Raw genomic sequence first — 15,565 nt, 5'->3', positions numbered from 1 at the left:
GGCGATTCGCGACGGCCAAAAGGGAACCCTTTTGGCCGTCGTCGCGTTTGCAAATCGGATAATAAGGAGAGACCAATGGCAAGCACGCCGACCCAAGCCATCGTCACGGGGCGCAGTTCCCTATCCGCAGCTGCGTCAGTGCGTGACACGAGGCTCGACGTCTTGCGTGGCGTGGCCCTGATCATGATCTTCATCAATCATGTTCCCGGACAGATTTTCGAATATGTGACGACGAAGAATTTCGGTTTCTCCGATGCCGCCGAGGCCTTCGTGCTGATCTCCGGCATTGCCGTCGGCCTTGCCTATGGGGGCCGCTTCCAGCCGGGCAACCGGCTCACGGTGGCGATCAAGTCGGCAAAGCGCGCCTTCACGCTCTATCTCGCCCATATGATCACCACCTTCATGACGCTGGCGCTCTTTCTCTGCGGTGCGTGGCTGTTTCATAGGCCGGGGTTGCTGGTCGAGATCAATATCCTGGCGGTTTTGATGAACCTGAAGGAAGGCATTCCAGCGCTGCTGCTGCTCGGCCACCAGATCGGCTACAATAATATCCTGCCGATGTACGGGGCGCTGATGCTGATGGTGCCGGTCATCCTGCTCTTGAATGCGCGAAGCCCTTGGCTGGCGCTCGGTGTCTCGGGCACGGTCTGGCTGCTTGCGGGCATCTACGAAGTGGCGCCGCACAACATGCTGATCGAGGGCTATTGGTTCCTCAATCCGCTCTCCTGGCAGTTCCTGTTTACGATCGGCATCGTCTCGATGCTGCATATCAAGCGCGGCGGCACGATCCCGCAGCATCCGCTGCTGCTGACGGTTGCTGCCGGTTACGTCATGCTGTCCTTCATCTGGGTGACCGGCCATCTCTGGATTTTCGGCAACTCGCTGGCAGCACTTGGCCTGCCGCCTGTCATCACCGGTTTCGACAAGACCTTCCTGTCGCTGCCGCGGCTGCTGCATGTGCTGGCGCTGACTTATCTCGTTATCAGCATCCCGGCACTCTCGCGTATCCTGCGCCGTCCTGCGGACCATCCGCTGACGATCCTCGGCCGCCACTCGCTGAACATCTTCGTCGCCGGCACGATCCTCGCCATGATCGGCCAGGTGGTGCTCTACATCACCAACAAGGACCAACTGGTCGGTCCGCTCTTCGTGATCGCTGGGGTCGCGACACAATTCGCCTATGCCTATTATCTCGAACGCAAGCGCCAGCAGGGCAGGCTCAAGGGGAAACTTGTCGCCGATACCGCCACCATCCCCGTTCCTGTCCGCATTGGCAGAACGGCAAATGCCTATCGCCAGAACGATCGGAAATAGAGCTCGGATTTGCCCGACATAAGGGAGCCGGCGGCCGATGGCCGCCGGCTCAACTTTTATGAACGAGGATGTTCACCAGCTTGCCGAAGGGATCGCGCACATAGAAGCGCCTGACGCCCCAAGGCTCGTCGGCCGGTCCGTACTCGATCGGGAAGCCTGAGGCCGACATCGCCGCGAAAGCAGCATCGAGGTCGTCGACCTCGATCGAGAGGGCGGGCACCTCCGTTCCGGAACCGCCTTCGCTGGCGATGCTGAGCTGAACGTTCATCGAGCGCGGGGCGCCGAACGTCGTGATCCAGCCGTGATCCATGATGACGTCGAGACCGAGGATATCCTGATAGAAGCGCCGGGCCAGAGTGATATCCGGTGCCTGAATATTGGCGACGATGCGCAGGACCTTCATGGCTTCGCTCCCCGTTGCTCTTCGACTGGCGGAGGTTAGAGCCTTTTCGGGTTAGATTGAACCATTCCGACTCCGTTTGAGCCAACCCGAAGGGCCAGGCATCTTTCCGTCAGGATCAGAGGCGATCGGCTCGGACGTACCAAGGGGTATGCCCATCGCCAATCGCCTCTGCCCTGACGAAAATCTGCTCCGGCAGAATGCTTCAATCTGACCCGGAAAGGCTCTAGCGGCCGAGGTCGATTGCGGACGAATATTTGGAATTCTGCCGGCTGGCAGAGCTTGAGGGGGAGAACGTATCTGAGCTTTGCCAGCGCCACTGCATCAGCCGACAGACCGGCTACGTCTGGCTGCGGCGCTTGCGGGCGGGCGAGCCGGTGGAGGACTGCTCCCGCCGGCGGCATGCCAGCCCATGGCGCACGGGAGCCGATCTCGAACATGCGGTTGCTTGATATCCGGGACGAGCATCCGGCCTGGGGGCTCGCAAGATCGCCCGCCGGCCGCAGGATCTCCGGACCTTTGCCGCCGTCGGCGACGACGGGCGTCGGCCGCTCGATCATTGAACTCCTTTGGGCCAACAGAATGCTTCAATCTGACCAGGAAAGCCTGCCAGGTCCCAGAGCAAACAAAAAGGCCGGAAGGAGCTACCCTTCCGGCCTTTATCTTGAAACCCGAACCGATCAGGCGGCTTCGGTGGCATGGGCCTTGCGGACTTCTTCGTCCGTCAGGATGCCGCTGGCGCGCAGCAGGGCGGCGAAGCGGCCGTTGCTGTGGCTGAGTTCGTCGAAGCTGCCCTGTTCAACGACACGGCCGTCATCCAGGAAGAGCACCATATCGGCTTCGCGGACCGTCGACAGGCGGTGGGCGATGATGAAGGTGGTGCGGTTCTGGCGCAGGTTGTCGATTGCGGCCTTGACGCGGGCTTCGGTTTCGACGTCGAGCGCCGAGGTCGCCTCGTCGAGCACCAGGATTGGCGCGTCCTTCAGAATGGCGCGAGCAATCGCGATACGCTGGCGCTCGCCGCCGGAGAGCTTGTTGCCGCGTTCACCGACATGCGTATCGTAGCGCTCCTCACGGGTCTCGATGAAGTCGGCGGCGGCGGCGGCTTCGGCCGCACGGCGCATTTCCTCTTCGCTGGCGCCTTCGCGACCAAGGCGGATATTGTCGCTGATCGAACGGTTCAGCAGGCCCGCATCCTGGAAGACGGTGGCGATGTGGCGGCGCAGCGACTTGCGGGTCACCTTGGTAATATCGGTGCCGTCGACGAGGATCTTACCGCCCTGGGCATCATAGACACGCTGCAGCAGGTTGACGAGCGTCGTCTTGCCGGCGCCGGTCGGGCCGACGATCGCGACCGTCTGGCCTGCCTTCACCGAGAAGGAGACGTTATGCAGACCCTGCGAGCTGTTGCCGAAGCCGAAGGAGACGTCGCGGAATTCGATCGAACCCCTGACGTCCTTGATTTCGCCGTTGCCGGCCGGCTCTTCGCGTTCACGCACCGAGTCTTCCAGCGCATAGAATTCCTCGAGCTTGGAGCGGGCCTCGAAAATCTGCGTAGCGAACTGGCGCATCAGGTCGAGGCGGCCAATCAACAGGTTGGCGAAGCCGATAAAGGCGATGACGTCGCCGACGCGCAGCTGGCCGGCCTGGACGAGCATGGTGCCGATGATCAGGACCACCATCATCGCGATGGTCGACGCCATGCGGTTCAGTGCGCTGGCAATCGCCCACCAGTCGAGCACCGGATACTGCGCTTCGAGCAGACGGTCAGCGAAGGATTTCAGCGCCCTGGTTTCGGCCTCGATGCGGTTATAGCTGTGCAGGACAGAAACGTTGCTGATCGAGTCGCTGACATGCGAGAAGACGGTGTGATAATGGTTCTCGACCGAAGCCTGGCCGTCCTTGGTGCGGCTCATGACGACGCGGCCGATCAGCCAGTAGGCGATGGCGAGCACCATGAGTACGGCGGAAAGGCGCAGGTCCATCGACATTGCGGTCGGTATCAGAAGAGCAAGCGCGATGACCGTCGACAGGTGGTTGCGCATAAATTCCAGCCAGAGGCCGAACAGCGTCTCGCAGGCGCGCAGCAATGTATGCAGCGCGTTGGAGGTGCCGCGCTGATGGTGCCAGCCGAGCGGCATGGAAATGATGCGGCCGAAGGCTTCCGTCAACAGCGTCGCTCGCCGGCCATGGGCCAGTCTGTCGGCCTCGCGGGCCACCAGGACGAAGGCAATGGTGTTGAAGACGGCGAAAGTCGCCCACATGAAGAGGATGGGCTTGACCTCACCCTTGCCCGAAATCGCATCGATAATGCGACCGAACAGGATCGGCTCCGCGATGGTGATCGTCGCAAGAACAATGTTTGCGACAACGACCAGGGATACGCGCAGCTTGTAGGCGCCAAGATAGCGCAGAGCTCTTGCATAGACCTTGAATAGCGTCACGTCGAACCTCTTGTGCATCTGCGAAAACGGGATGATGCGATGCTACAAAAGCCTACCTGAACGGGCGATTAACGGAGTAGTCAGGGTTCGATCGATGTGATGATTGCCGCGATCGTATTATCGCAGGATGCGACGAGTGGCCATGACGCCGAAATTGCCGCCTGGCCATATCTCGCAACAATTTGCGCTTGCATTTTATTAAATGTTTAGCACAGCATTAAATTACAGACTGCATTTATTAAAGAAGACCGTTTCGCGACCAGTTTGACCAGCCGCCGACGGCCTCATGCGGGCAACAGGTCCGGGCAAGGGGCATTTTTGTGAATATTAATTCGTTAATTCAATTGCTTGTAATTCTGGAAGAATGCTCAAATCCTGAAGCTGTCGTCACCGAGCTGGAGCAGATCCTCCACGGTTGCGGTTTCGAATATTACGGCCTGCTGCGTCATTTGCCACAGAAACCGGTGCAGCAGAATCCAGAGTCCTGGGCTGCGGCGCTGGCCGGCCGCTGGCCGGAGCATTGGCCGCGGATATATGCCGCGAAAAAATATGCTCTGATCGATCCGATGGTGCGCTATCTCGGCCACGCGCAGCGGCCTTTCCGCTGGCGGGAGGCGATGGCGGCCTTCCACAAGGATGCGCATCAGCGCCGCATGGAGCAGATGATGGTCGATGCCTTTGGCCACGGGCTGGAGGACGGCTACATCTTTCCGATCCACGGACGCAACGGTACTCTCGCCAGCCTCAGTCTCGCCGGCAAGCCGATCGAGTTGTCGCCGGTGGAGATCGCATTGTTGGAGGCGGTGGCGCGCAAGGCCTTCTGGCGGTTGCTCGATCTGAAAGGCGAGGCGCCGGCGCTGGAAACCATCCTGCCGGCCGACACGCCGCTGACGCGGCGCGAGATGGAAATCCTGCATTATCTCGCCGAAGGCATGACTTCGATGGAGATCAGCAAGATGCTGAAGATCTCAAACCACACGGTCGATTGGTATATGAACGGTCTGCAGGATAAACTGAAGGCGAAAAACAGGCAGCAGGCGGTGGCGCTTGCTTTCCGCCACGGCCTGATAAGTTAGAGCAATTCCGCTTCTGATCGAAGCGGAACCGCTCTGGTTTTTACTTTTACGCAACTCCAGACGGAAAACCGCTTCGCACTTTTCCTGGAGTTGCTCAGCGTGGCGAGAAATTGCATTTCGCAGTCGCAAGAGAAATTGAACTTTCTGTAACAAGAAGTTAAGAATTTTCTTCGCGGGTGCAGCATTGCCCGCGCCTGAACGTCTGAGGAGACCGTTTTGCCCATTTCCAAGATTCTCGTTGCCAATCGCTCCGAAATTGCCATTCGCGTGTTCCGCGCGGCCAACGAGCTTGGAATAAAAACCGTGGCGATCTGGGCGGAAGAGGACAAGCTGGCGCTTCACCGCTTCAAGGCGGACGAGAGCTACCAGGTCGGTCGCGGCCCGCATCTTTCCAAGGACATGGGCCCGATCGAGAGTTATCTGTCGATCGAGGAGGTGATCCGCGTCGCGAAACTCTCCGGCGCCGATGCCATCCATCCCGGCTACGGCCTGCTGTCGGAAAGCCCCGAATTCGTCGATGCCTGCAACAAGGCCGGCATCATCTTCATCGGCCCGAAGGCCGATACGATGCGCCAGCTCGGCAACAAGGTCGCGGCGCGCAACCTGGCGATCTCGGTCGGCGTCCCTGTAGTCCCGGCCACCGGGCCTCTGCCGGAGGACATGGCCGAAGTGGCGAAGATGGCGGAAGAAATCGGCTACCCCGTCATGCTGAAGGCTTCCTGGGGTGGCGGCGGGCGCGGCATGCGCGCGATCCGCGATCCAAAGGATCTTGCCCGCGAGGTGACGGAAGCCAAACGCGAGGCGATGGCCGCCTTCGGCAAGGACGAGGTCTATCTGGAAAAGCTCGTCGAGCGCGCCCGCCATGTCGAAAGCCAGGTTCTCGGCGATACGCACGGCAATGTCGTGCATCTCTTCGAGCGTGACTGCTCGATCCAACGCCGCAACCAGAAAGTCGTCGAGCGCGCGCCGGCACCCTATCTCTCGGAGGCGCAGCGCCAGGAACTCGCCGCCTATTCATTGAAGATCGCCGCCGCGACCAATTATATCGGCGCCGGTACCGTCGAGTATCTGATGGATGCCGATACCGGGAAATTCTACTTCATCGAAGTCAATCCACGCATCCAGGTCGAGCATACGGTGACCGAAGTCGTCACCGGCATCGACATCGTCAAGGCGCAGATCCACATCCTCGACGGCTTTGCGATCGGCACGGCGGAATCGGGCGTGCCGCGCCAGGAGGATATCCGCCTCAACGGCCATGCGCTGCAGTGCCGCATCACCACGGAGGATCCGGAGCATAATTTCATTCCGGATTACGGCCGTATCACCGCCTATCGCTCGGCATCCGGTTTCGGCATTCGCCTCGATGGCGGCACCTCCTATTCCGGCGCCATCATCACCCGTTTTTATGATCCCCTTCTCGTCAAGGTCACGGCATGGGCGCCCAATCCGTCCGAAGCGATCGCCCGCATGGATCGTGCGTTGCGCGAATTCCGTATTCGCGGCGTGGCTACCAACCTGACCTTCCTCGAAGCGATCATCGGCCATCCGAAGTTCCGGGATAACAGCTACACGACACGCTTCATCGACACGACGCCGGAGCTCTTCCAGCAGGTGAAGCGCCAGGATCGCGCCACGAAGCTCCTGACCTATCTCGCCGACGTCACCGTCAATGGCCATCCCGAGGCCAAGGACAGGCCGAAGCCGTTGCAAAATGCTGCCGAGCCGGTGGTTCCCTACGCCAATGGCAATACGGTCAAGGATGGTACGAAGCAGCTCCTCGACACGCTCGGCCCGAAGAAATTCGGCGAATGGATGCGTAACGAGAAGCGCGTGCTTTTGACCGATACAACGATGCGCGACGGCCACCAGTCGCTGCTCGCCACCCGCATGCGCACCTATGATATCGCCCGCATCGCCGGCACCTATGCGCATGCGCTGCCAGGCCTTTTGTCGCTCGAATGCTGGGGCGGAGCGACCTTCGACGTCTCGATGCGCTTTCTGACCGAGGACCCGTGGGAGCGCCTGGCGCTGATCCGCGAGGGCGCGCCGAACCTTCTGCTGCAGATGCTGTTGCGCGGCGCCAACGGCGTCGGCTACACCAATTATCCCGACAATGTTGTCAAATATTTTGTCCGCCAGGCGGCCAGGGGCGGTATTGATCTCTTCCGCGTGTTCGATTGTCTGAACTGGGTCGAGAACATGCGTGTCTCGATGGATGCCATTGCCGAGGAGAACAAGCTCTGCGAGGCGGCGATCTGCTACACCGGCGATATCCTGAACTCGGCCCGTCCGAAATACGATCTGAAATACTATACCGACCTTGCGGTCGAGCTCGAGAAGGCGGGCGCGCATATCATTGCGCTCAAGGATATGGCAGGTCTCCTCAAGCCTGCGGCTGCGAAGGTTCTGTTCAAGGCGCTGCGCGAGGCGACCAGCCTGCCGATCCATTTCCACACCCATGATACATCGGGTATTGCGGCCGCGACCGTTCTTGCCGCTGTCGATGCCGGCGTCGATGCCGTCGATGCCGCCATGGATGCGCTTTCCGGCAATACCTCGCAGCCCTGTCTCGGTTCGATCGTCGAGGCGTTGCGCGGTACGGAGCGTGATCCGGGCCTCGATCCGGAATGGATTCGCCGTATCTCCTTCTATTGGGAAGCGGCGCGTAACCAATATGCCGCCTTCGAAAGCGATCTGAAGGGACCAGCATCCGAAGTCTATCTGCATGAAATGCCGGGTGGCCAGTTCACCAACCTCAAGGAACAGGCCCGCTCGCTCGGCCTCGAAACCCGCTGGCATCAGGTGGCGCAGGCCTATGCCGACGCCAACCAGATGTTCGGCGATATCGTCAAGGTGACGCCGTCTTCCAAGGTCGTCGGCGACATGGCGCTGATGATGGTGTCCCAGGACCTGACGGTTGCCGACGTCGTCAGCCCCGAGAAGGAAGTCTCCTTCCCGGAATCGGTGGTCTCGATGCTGAAGGGCGATCTCGGTCAGCCGCCTTCAGGATGGCCCGAGGCGCTGCAGAAGAAGGCGCTGAAGGGCGACAAGCCCTATACCGTGCGTCCCGGCTCGCTGCTCAAGGAGGCCGATCTCGATGCGGAGCGTAAAGTCATCGAGACGAAGCTCGAGCGCGAGATCAGCGACTTCGAATTCGCTTCCTACCTGATGTATCCGAAGGTCTTCACCGACTTCGCGCTCGCCTCCGATACCTACGGCCCGGTCTCGGTGCTGCCGACACCCGCCTATTTCTACGGTCTCAAGGACGGCGAGGAACTGTTTGCCGATATCGAGCGCGGCAAAACGCTCGTCATCGTCAATCAGGCGATGAGCGCCACCGACAGCCAGGGCATGGTGACCATCTTCTTCGAGCTCAACGGCCAGCCGCGCCGTATCAAGGTGCCGGACCGGGCCCATGGGGCGACGGGTGCGGCCGTCCGCCGCAAGGCCGAGCCGGGCAATGCCGTTCATGTCGGCGCGCCGATGCCGGGTGTCATCAGCCGTGTCTTCGTCTCACCCGGCCAGGCCGTCAATGCCGGCGACGTGCTCGTCTCGATCGAGGCGATGAAGATGGAAACGGCGCTGCATGCGGAAAAGGACGGCACCATTTCCGAGGTGCTGGTGCGGGCCGGCGACCAGATCGACGCCAAGGACCTACTCGTCGTTTACGCAGGTTGAATGGCTGCCATCCTCGCAAAGACGCCCATCAGCCGACTTTGCGAGCCGGCTCCATTCACTCGATTGTGTACGATCGGCCTGTCAAAAAGTTGATTTTTCGAATGTCTGCGGCCTTCGCGCCTTGCCCGGCGCGGAGGCTTTCTCATAGACTTGCACGCTTACCACCTGCCCCCAAGACCCATCAGGAAATCATCTCCATGAGCAAATTGAAGATTGCCGTCATCGTCGGCAGCACGCGTATTGGCCGTTTTGCCGAGCATCCGGCCAAGTGGATTGCCGCTATCGCCGCCGAGCGCCAGGACATCGAGGTCGAGGTTCTCGACCTGCTCGACTATCCCATGCATTTTTTCGGTGAGCAGCGTGCGACGACCGCTGAAAGCGAAACGGCAGAGCGCTGGAAAAAGAAGCTGCGTGAATTCGACGGCTTCATTTTCACCGCTGCCGAGTACAATCACGCTCCGACGGCGGTTCTGAAGAACGCCATCGACCTCGGCGAGTTCATCCAGAAGCCGGTCGGTTTCGTCGGTTACGGCGGCGTCGGCGGCGCACGTGCGGTCGAGCATCTTCGCCTGATCTTCGTGGAAATGGGTGCGGCGTCGGTGAAAACGGGCGTGCATATCGCGCTTGGCGAATATCTCGGCGTCCTCAAGGAAGGCAAGAGCCTCAGCGACTACGCGCATCTCAACGAAGCGGCGAAGAACCAGCTCGACCAGCTCACCTGGTGGGGCAATGCGCTGAAGGCGGCGCGCTCGGTCGTCACGGCCTCCTGATTGGAGTTCCAGCAATGCCGGGATGTTCGCATCCCGGCATTAGATCCGGATGATTTTAGGCCAGGTTGGCCTAAAATCTGAATCCGGATCTAAATCAAAGAAATAGAGCATGATGTCGTCCGAAAACCGCTCACACTTTTCGGCATCATGCTCTAGCTCAGATATCGTAAGTATGGGCGGCGTTGATCGTCGAAATGAAACGTTTGGTGCGTTCGCGCTCCGGCGCACTGAAGATCGCTCTGGCGCTGCCCGTTTCGACGACGCTCCCGGCTTCCAGGAAAACCACGTCATTGGCGATCTTCGAGGCGAGTCGGAGATCGTGGGTCGCCATCACCATCGTCGTGCCTTCGCTGGCAAGTTGGCCCAGCACATCGACCACTTCGGCCGAAAGCTCGGGATCGAGGGCGGATGTCGGCTCGTCACAGAGAAGCACGCGCGGCGACGGCGCCAGTGCGCGGGCGATCGCGACGCGCTGCTGCTGGCCGCCCGACAGTGTCGAAGGCCAGGCATCGGCCTTATGGGTCATGCCGACCTTGGTCAGCAATTCCATCGCACGCTCGCGGGCCCTTTCCCTCGGCCATCTCAATACCGTCACCAGGCCTTCCATGACATTCTCGATCGCGGTCTGATGCGGGAAGAGCTGGAAATTCTGGAAGACCATGCCGGTCTGGCGGCGGATCTTCTGGATCGCCGGCCAGCTCGTTCGTTTGCCCGGTGCGAAGGCCAGCCTTTCCTCTCCGAGGCGGATGGAGCCGGCGGTCGGAATTTCGAGCAGGTTGATGCAGCGCAGAAGCGTGCTCTTGCCGCCGCCCGAAGGCCCGACCAGCGCGGTGACGCTGCCTTCGGGGATGCGGATACTGATATCCTTGAGGATGACCGCGTCGCCGAAGCGTTTTTCGATATTGGAAAGCTCTATCATGCGTTTGCCTCCAGCATGCCGCCATAACGCGCGAAGCGGCGTTCCAGCCGCACCTGCAGCTGCGAGAGGACGGAGCTCAGGACGAGATAGATCAGCGCCGCCTCAATATAGAGGATCAACGGCTCATAGGTGGTGGCGACGATGCGCTGCGCCGCCTGGAAGAGCTCGGGCACGGTGATGGCGGCGGCAAGCGATGTATCCTTGACCAGCGAGATGAAGGTGTTCGACAAAGGCGGCACGGCGACGCGGGCTGCCTGCGGCAGGATGGTGCGGCTCATCGCCTGGCGCCAGCTCATGCCGATCGAATAGGCGGCTTCCCACTGGCCCTTCGGTACTGAGGAAATGACGGCGCGGATGATCTCGGAGCTATAGGCGCCGATATTCAGCGTGAAGCCGATGAGGGCGGCTGGAAAGGCATCGAGCAGGATGCCGAGGCTCGGCAGGCCGTAGAAGATGACGAAGAGCTGCACGAGCAGCGGCGTGCCGCGGATGACCCAGACGTAGAAGCGTGCGATGGCCGAAAGCGGCATCGGCCCGAAGAGCCGGGCGATTGCGGTGGCGAGCCCGAGGGCCAGGCCGAAGACGAAGGATAACAGGGTCAGCGGAATGGTGAAGATCAGCCCCGCCCACAGGAGCGAGGGCAGTGATTCCGCCATCAGTTGGAGCCAGTGCGCCAAGGGAGTTCTCTCTCGTCGGTTGGGTCGTGATACTCGAAATACCCCTCCCCAACCCCTCCCCACAAGGGGGAGGGACTTATCTAGGTGTCGCCTCGCAAGAAATAGCGACCGAGCGGCAGGCCGAAACGATTATTTGGAGATGAGGCGGTCCGCCGGCTAAGCCCCTCCCCCTTGTGGGGAGGGGTTGGGGAGGGGACTTTTCTTCAGTTCAAATTACTTGGAAACGTCCTGGCCGAAATACTTGTCGGCGATCTTCTTATAAGTGCCGTCGGCCTTGATGTCGGCAAGCGCCTTGTTGATTTTGGCGAGAAGCTCCGGCTCGTTCTTGCGGATGATGACGCCGGAGTAATCGGCATTTTCCTGCTCGGCGACGATCTTCACAGGCGCGTCCGGCTTGTGCTTCTTGAAATCGAGGAAGGAGAGACTGTCGTTGATCGTGGCGTCGGCGCGCTTGGTCAATACGAGCTGGATCGATTGATCGAAACCGTCGGTGCCGACGAGCTCGGCGCCGGCTTCGGTTGCGAGCTTGCCGAAGTTGCTGGTCAGCGACTGGGCGGCTTTCTTGCCCTTCAGATCGGCGAAGGATTTGATGCTGTCGTCGCCGTCGCGGGCGATCAGCACCGCCTTGGAGGCGATATAGGGCTCGGAGAAATCATACTTCTGCTTGCGGGTTTCGGTGATGCCGACCTGGTTGATGACGGTGTCGTAGCGCTTGGCGTCGAGGCCGGCGATCAGGCCGTCCCACTTGCCTTCGACGAACTCGGCTTTGACGCCGAGCTTGGCGGCGATCGCTTCGCCGATCTCGACGTCGAAGCCGACGAGCTTGCCGCTTTCGTCATGATAGGTGAAGGGCGCATAGGTGCCTTCGGTACCGATCTTGAAGACGCCGGCCGATTTGATGGCAGCGAGGTTTTCACCGGCATGGGCAGGCAGGAGGACTGCAGCCTGAATGAGGGCGGCGGCAGCGGCGGTTTTCAACCAGTTCATTGTTTCATCCATCCTTGGGAGGTGTTTCGGATGGGGATAGTTGGCAGAAAATCATGGCGCCGGAAGCGTAGAAAACTGCGAATAAAAGCAGCAACTGCAAATATTTTTCTCAAACGGCCGCTCGAACCGAGAATCCTGCAGAAACAGGCATCAGGCGGTGATGCGGCGGCGCAGTTTTTCGCTGACGATGATGATCAATCCGGCGCCGAGGATCATCGCTGCGCCGACAACCACATTGGGCGTGGGGATATCGGCCCAGATCAGATAACCCAACAGGAAGGCCCAGACGAGAGATGTATATTCGAATGGCGCAAGCACGGAGACGGGCGCCTGACGCATGCCTTCGAAAAGGGCGAACTGCGCGCAGCCGGCAACGACGCCGGTGGCAATGAGGAGCGCGAGCTGCGTCATATCGGGGGTCTGCCATGTCCAGATCACGGCAATGCCGGTCATGGCAAGAAAAAAGACGTTGGAAACGGTGAGCTGGATAATGGTCTTCTCGTGCAGCGAGGTCTTGCGCAGCAGCACCATGGCAGAGGCCCAGAGCACGGCCGCCTGCAGCGCCAGATAGACCGGCCAGGAGATGGTGAGGCCGATCGGATTGCAGGCGATAAGGACGCCGACGAAACCGACGCCGACGGCCAGCCAACGTGTCGGCGTGACCTTCTCCTTCAGGATGAGCCAAGCAAGTAAGGTGCCGACGACAGGGGCGGCGTAATAAAGCGTGGTCACTTCGGCAAGCTGCAGGCGGCTTGCGGCGGAATAATAGGAAAGCCAGGCGCAGAGCAGAAGGATACTGCGGGCGATCATCGGCTTGATGATCGGCGATGTCATCGTCTGATGGACGAGCTTGCCGCGGCCATAGGCAAGACAACCGACGAGGATGGTGAGACTGCGGAAAAACAGGATCTGCCAGACGGGAATGCTGGAAGCCAGGATCTTGATGATCGCGTCATGGAAGGTGAACGCCATATAGGCGACGGTCGTGAGCAGGATGCCCAGGCTGACGGAGTTTTTCACGGGGGAACGCACCAGGTGGCGGATATGCCGGCGGGAATCGGGAATGACCAATCGATATTCCCGCCTCTCGGACCGGTCAATAGGGCTTATTCCTTCCGGTAGTGGAGCTTTATTTCCAAACGTCAGAAAACGTGTAACCGTGCATATTGCCTGCATGATCATAAGCGTTTATGCACGTTTTTAATTTGTAAGCTACGAACTCGGTAGGAACATGCAGGATTTTCTGTTGCGAGAGCGCCAAGGCGTGATTTCCGAGAGGCTGCGGCTGAATGGCCGCGTACTGGCGACGGAGCTTGCGCTCGAATTTGGGGTCTCCGAGGATACGGTGCGTCGGGACCTACGCGAGATGGCAGCGGCAGGGCTCTGCGAGCGGGTCTATGGCGGTGCATTGCCGGTCTCGCCGGCGCATGGAAGCCTGACGCAGCGTATCGGCTTTGCCGCAGACCGGAAACAAGCGCTGGCGCGCGCTGCGGCAAAGCAGATTGCCGCCGGCTCGACCGTGTTCTTCGACGCTGGCAGCACCAATCTGGCGATTGCCAACGCATTGCCGGCCGAACTTGCACTGACGGCTGCGACGAATGCGCCGGCGATTGCCGCAGCGCTGATCGACAAGCCGGTCGTCAACGTCATCCTGATCGGCGGAATGGTGGACCGACAGACGGGCGGTGCGCTCGGCGCCAAGGCGTTGCGGGATATGGAGCAGATTTCGCCAGATCTCTGCATTCTCGGCGCCTGCGGCGTCGATCTCGAGGCCGGCATCACGGTGTTCGGCTTCGAGGATGCGGAGTTCAAGCGGTTTGCGACGTCCAGGAGCAAGAGGGTGTTGGTGGCTGCAACCTCGGAGAAATTCGGCACTGCTGCCCCTCATAGCATCCTGCCAGTTGCGCATTGCGAATGCCTGGTCGTTGAGCACGATGCCGATCCGACCATTCTCGCCCGTTACCGCGAGCGCGGATGCAGGACTGTTCTCGCCGAGAAAACGAACTGAGGCCCCATCACAGAGTTTAGGGAAACCGGGCGCGAGCAAGCCCGGCAATGAGGAAAGATCGGAAAATGGATACTCATGTGAGTAAGCCGGGAGCCCGGAGCGGCTTCGTTACCAGAAGCAGGGCGGCGGTTTCTCTGCTCTTTCTCATGAACGGTTTTGTCGTCGGCTGCTGGGCGCCGAAGATCCCCGATTTTGCCGAGCGTCTGGCGCTGACCAAGTTCGAGCTTGGGCTGATGATCCTCGTCTTCGGCGTCGGCTCGCTGGTCATGATGCCGCTCGCCGGTGCGCAGATCGCCAAACACGGCTCGCGTGTCGTCGTCCAGGTACTGGCCCTTTGCGTGTTGCCGTTGCTTCTGGCATTGACGCTCGCGCCAAATGTGCTCACCGGGGCAATCTCGCTCTTCCTGTTCGGCGGCTTCATCGGCGCAATGGACGTGGCGATGAATGCCAATGCGGTGTCGGTCGAGAAATCCATGCGCCGCGCCATCATGTCGTCCTGCCACGCTTTCTGGAGCCTTGGCGGACTGATCGGTTCCGGTCTCGGCGGCATCGTGATCTCCAAGCTCGGCATTCTCGGCCATGCGCAACTGGCGACGGTGCTGGCGGCAATCTTCGTTGCCGTCGCCTGGCCGATGGTCCTTGCGGATCCGCCGCATCCCGACACCAAGAAGGAAAAGACGAAGTTGCCGATGGTGCCGCTGCCGTGGCTGCTCGGACTGATGGCGCTGTTCAGCATGGTGCCGGAAGGTGCGGTTCTGGACTGGGGCGCGCTCTATCTCCGGCAGGAAATGGATGCATCCGTGGCACTTTCCGGCCTTGGTTTCGCAGCCTTTTCGGCGACCATGGCAATCATGCGCTTTGCCGGCGACCTGGTGCGCGACCGTCTGGGCGGCGTCAAGACGCTGCGCATCTGCACGCTGTTTGCCATTGTCGGCATGCTGCTTGCAGGCTTGGCGCCCAATGCCGAGCTTGCGATCCTGGGCTTTGCTTTTTGCGGTATCGGCATTTCCAACATGGTGCCGATCGCCTTCTCGGCGGCGGGCAACATACCCGGTCTCAAGCCCGGCATCGCCATCTCGGTGGTCACGACCATGGGTTATTCCGGCATGCTGGTTGCGCCATCGTTGATCGGCTTCGTCGCCGAGCATATAGGCTTTGCCGTCGTTTTCATGGCGCTGCCGGTGCTGCTGCTCGTCGTTCTCCTGCTCTCCAAGCTGGCCCACTATGCGGATGGGACCTCCGGAGGCGGTCACTGAGCCGCCTCCCAACAAAAGTGATATCAGGGGCGG

13 protein-coding genes are annotated in these 15,565 nt (G+C 60.5%); 7 read left to right on the top strand and 6 right to left on the bottom strand.

The genetic code is table 11. The features are described from left to right. Positions 1–75 precede the first annotated feature (75 nt). Positions 76–1,314 carry an OpgC family protein gene (locus tag ACD590_RS21885; protein WP_182562160.1) on the top strand — a complete coding sequence of 413 codons (1,239 nt, stop codon included), beginning with the start codon at positions 76–78 and terminating at the stop codon, positions 1,312–1,314. Between the two features lie 49 nt (positions 1,315–1,363). On the opposite strand, the gene ACD590_RS21880 is transcribed toward ACD590_RS21885, so the two are convergent. Then, complete coding sequence (locus ACD590_RS21880; protein ID WP_439003349.1) at positions 1,364–1,717, bottom strand: VOC family protein; 354 nt, start codon at positions 1,715–1,717, stop codon at positions 1,364–1,366. A 254-nt stretch (positions 1,718–1,971) separates the two neighbouring features. On the opposite strand from ACD590_RS21880, the gene ACD590_RS21875 reads away from it, so the two are divergent. Next, positions 1,972–2,166, top strand: coding sequence for a helix-turn-helix domain-containing protein (locus ACD590_RS21875; RefSeq protein ID WP_439003348.1), 195 nt, complete (start codon positions 1,972–1,974; stop codon positions 2,164–2,166). A gap of 228 nt (positions 2,167–2,394) precedes the next feature. Here the strand turns inward: ACD590_RS21875 and ACD590_RS21870 are convergent, their stop codons facing one another. Next, entirely contained in the window at positions 2,395–4,158 is a 1,764-nt protein-coding gene (locus tag ACD590_RS21870) for a glucan ABC transporter ATP-binding protein/ permease (RefSeq protein ID WP_047620366.1), read from the bottom strand. 320 nt (positions 4,159–4,478) lie between these two features. On the opposite strand from ACD590_RS21870, the gene ACD590_RS21865 reads away from it, so the two are divergent. The 3 genes from ACD590_RS21865 (at position 4,479) to ACD590_RS21855 (ending at position 9,685) form a co-directional block, all read left to right on the top strand. Then, positions 4,479–5,234, top strand: coding sequence for a helix-turn-helix transcriptional regulator (locus ACD590_RS21865; RefSeq protein WP_131605699.1), 756 nt, complete (start codon positions 4,479–4,481; stop codon positions 5,232–5,234). Positions 5,235–5,450: 216 nt separating this feature from the next. After that, positions 5,451–8,915, top strand: coding sequence for a pyruvate carboxylase (gene pyc / locus ACD590_RS21860; RefSeq protein WP_439003347.1), 3,465 nt, complete (start codon positions 5,451–5,453; stop codon positions 8,913–8,915). A 197-nt stretch (positions 8,916–9,112) separates the two neighbouring features. After that, positions 9,113–9,685 (top strand): NADPH-dependent FMN reductase, encoded by a 573-nt coding sequence (locus tag ACD590_RS21855; RefSeq protein WP_130653291.1) that lies wholly within the window; start codon positions 9,113–9,115, stop codon positions 9,683–9,685. Positions 9,686–9,842: 157 nt separating this feature from the next. On the opposite strand, the gene ACD590_RS21850 is transcribed toward ACD590_RS21855, so the two are convergent. The 4 genes from ACD590_RS21850 to ACD590_RS21835 form a co-directional block, all read right to left on the bottom strand. After that, a complete protein-coding gene (locus tag ACD590_RS21850) occupies positions 9,843–10,604 on the bottom strand; it encodes an amino acid ABC transporter ATP-binding protein (protein ID WP_130718283.1) in 762 nt (253 codons plus the stop codon). Then, entirely contained in the window at positions 10,601–11,281 is a 681-nt protein-coding gene (locus ACD590_RS21845) for an amino acid ABC transporter permease (RefSeq protein ID WP_018244073.1), read from the bottom strand. Before ACD590_RS21845 ends, ACD590_RS21850 begins: the two co-directional genes overlap by 4 nt. Positions 11,282–11,494: 213 nt before the next feature. Beyond that, a complete protein-coding gene (locus ACD590_RS21840; protein WP_439003346.1) occupies positions 11,495–12,268 on the bottom strand; it encodes an amino acid ABC transporter substrate-binding protein in 774 nt (257 codons plus the stop codon). Positions 12,269–12,418: 150 nt separating this feature from the next. Further along, positions 12,419–13,288, bottom strand: coding sequence for a DMT family transporter (locus ACD590_RS21835; RefSeq protein ID WP_026188555.1), 870 nt, complete (start codon positions 13,286–13,288; stop codon positions 12,419–12,421). A gap of 211 nt (positions 13,289–13,499) precedes the next feature. Between ACD590_RS21835 and ACD590_RS21830 the strand changes: the two genes are divergently transcribed. Beyond that, the gene (locus ACD590_RS21830) at positions 13,500–14,276 is read left to right on the top strand and encodes a DeoR/GlpR family DNA-binding transcription regulator (RefSeq protein WP_018244070.1); all 777 of its coding nucleotides are present in this window, start codon (positions 13,500–13,502) and stop codon (positions 14,274–14,276) included. Between the two features lie 65 nt (positions 14,277–14,341). Beyond that, positions 14,342–15,532: an MFS transporter gene (locus ACD590_RS21825; protein WP_283185758.1), complete on the top strand. Its 1,191-nt coding sequence runs from the start codon at positions 14,342–14,344 to the stop codon at positions 15,530–15,532. Positions 15,533–15,565: the final 33 nt, after the last annotated feature.

The organism is Rhizobium sp. 862_C5_N1_2, assembly GCF_051811205.1.
GTDB classification, from domain to species: domain Bacteria; phylum Pseudomonadota; class Alphaproteobacteria; order Rhizobiales; family Rhizobiaceae; genus Rhizobium; species Rhizobium leguminosarum.
Note: the sequence above shows the minus strand (reverse complement) of the source record. Positions and strands in the feature narration are given on the sequence as shown.

Bases quoted from the DNA above. Each gene is read 5' to 3' on its own strand.
- ACD590_RS21885 (WP_182562160.1), top strand. From the start codon at position 76: ATGGCAAGCACGCCGACCCAAGCCATCGTCACGGGGCGCAGTTCCCTA.
- ACD590_RS21880 (WP_439003349.1), bottom strand. From the start codon at position 1,717: ATGAAGGTCCTGCGCATCGTCGCCAATATTCAGGCACCGGATATCACT.
- ACD590_RS21855 (WP_130653291.1), top strand. From the start codon at position 9,113: ATGAGCAAATTGAAGATTGCCGTCATCGTCGGCAGCACGCGTATTGGC.
- ACD590_RS21850 (WP_130718283.1), bottom strand. From the start codon at position 10,604: ATGATAGAGCTTTCCAATATCGAAAAACGCTTCGGCGACGCGGTCATC.
- ACD590_RS21840 (WP_439003346.1), bottom strand. From the start codon at position 12,268: ATGAACTGGTTGAAAACCGCCGCTGCCGCCGCCCTCATTCAGGCTGCA.
- ACD590_RS21830 (WP_018244070.1), top strand. From the start codon at position 13,500: ATGCAGGATTTTCTGTTGCGAGAGCGCCAAGGCGTGATTTCCGAGAGG.
- ACD590_RS21825 (WP_283185758.1), top strand. From the start codon at position 14,342: ATGGATACTCATGTGAGTAAGCCGGGAGCCCGGAGCGGCTTCGTTACC.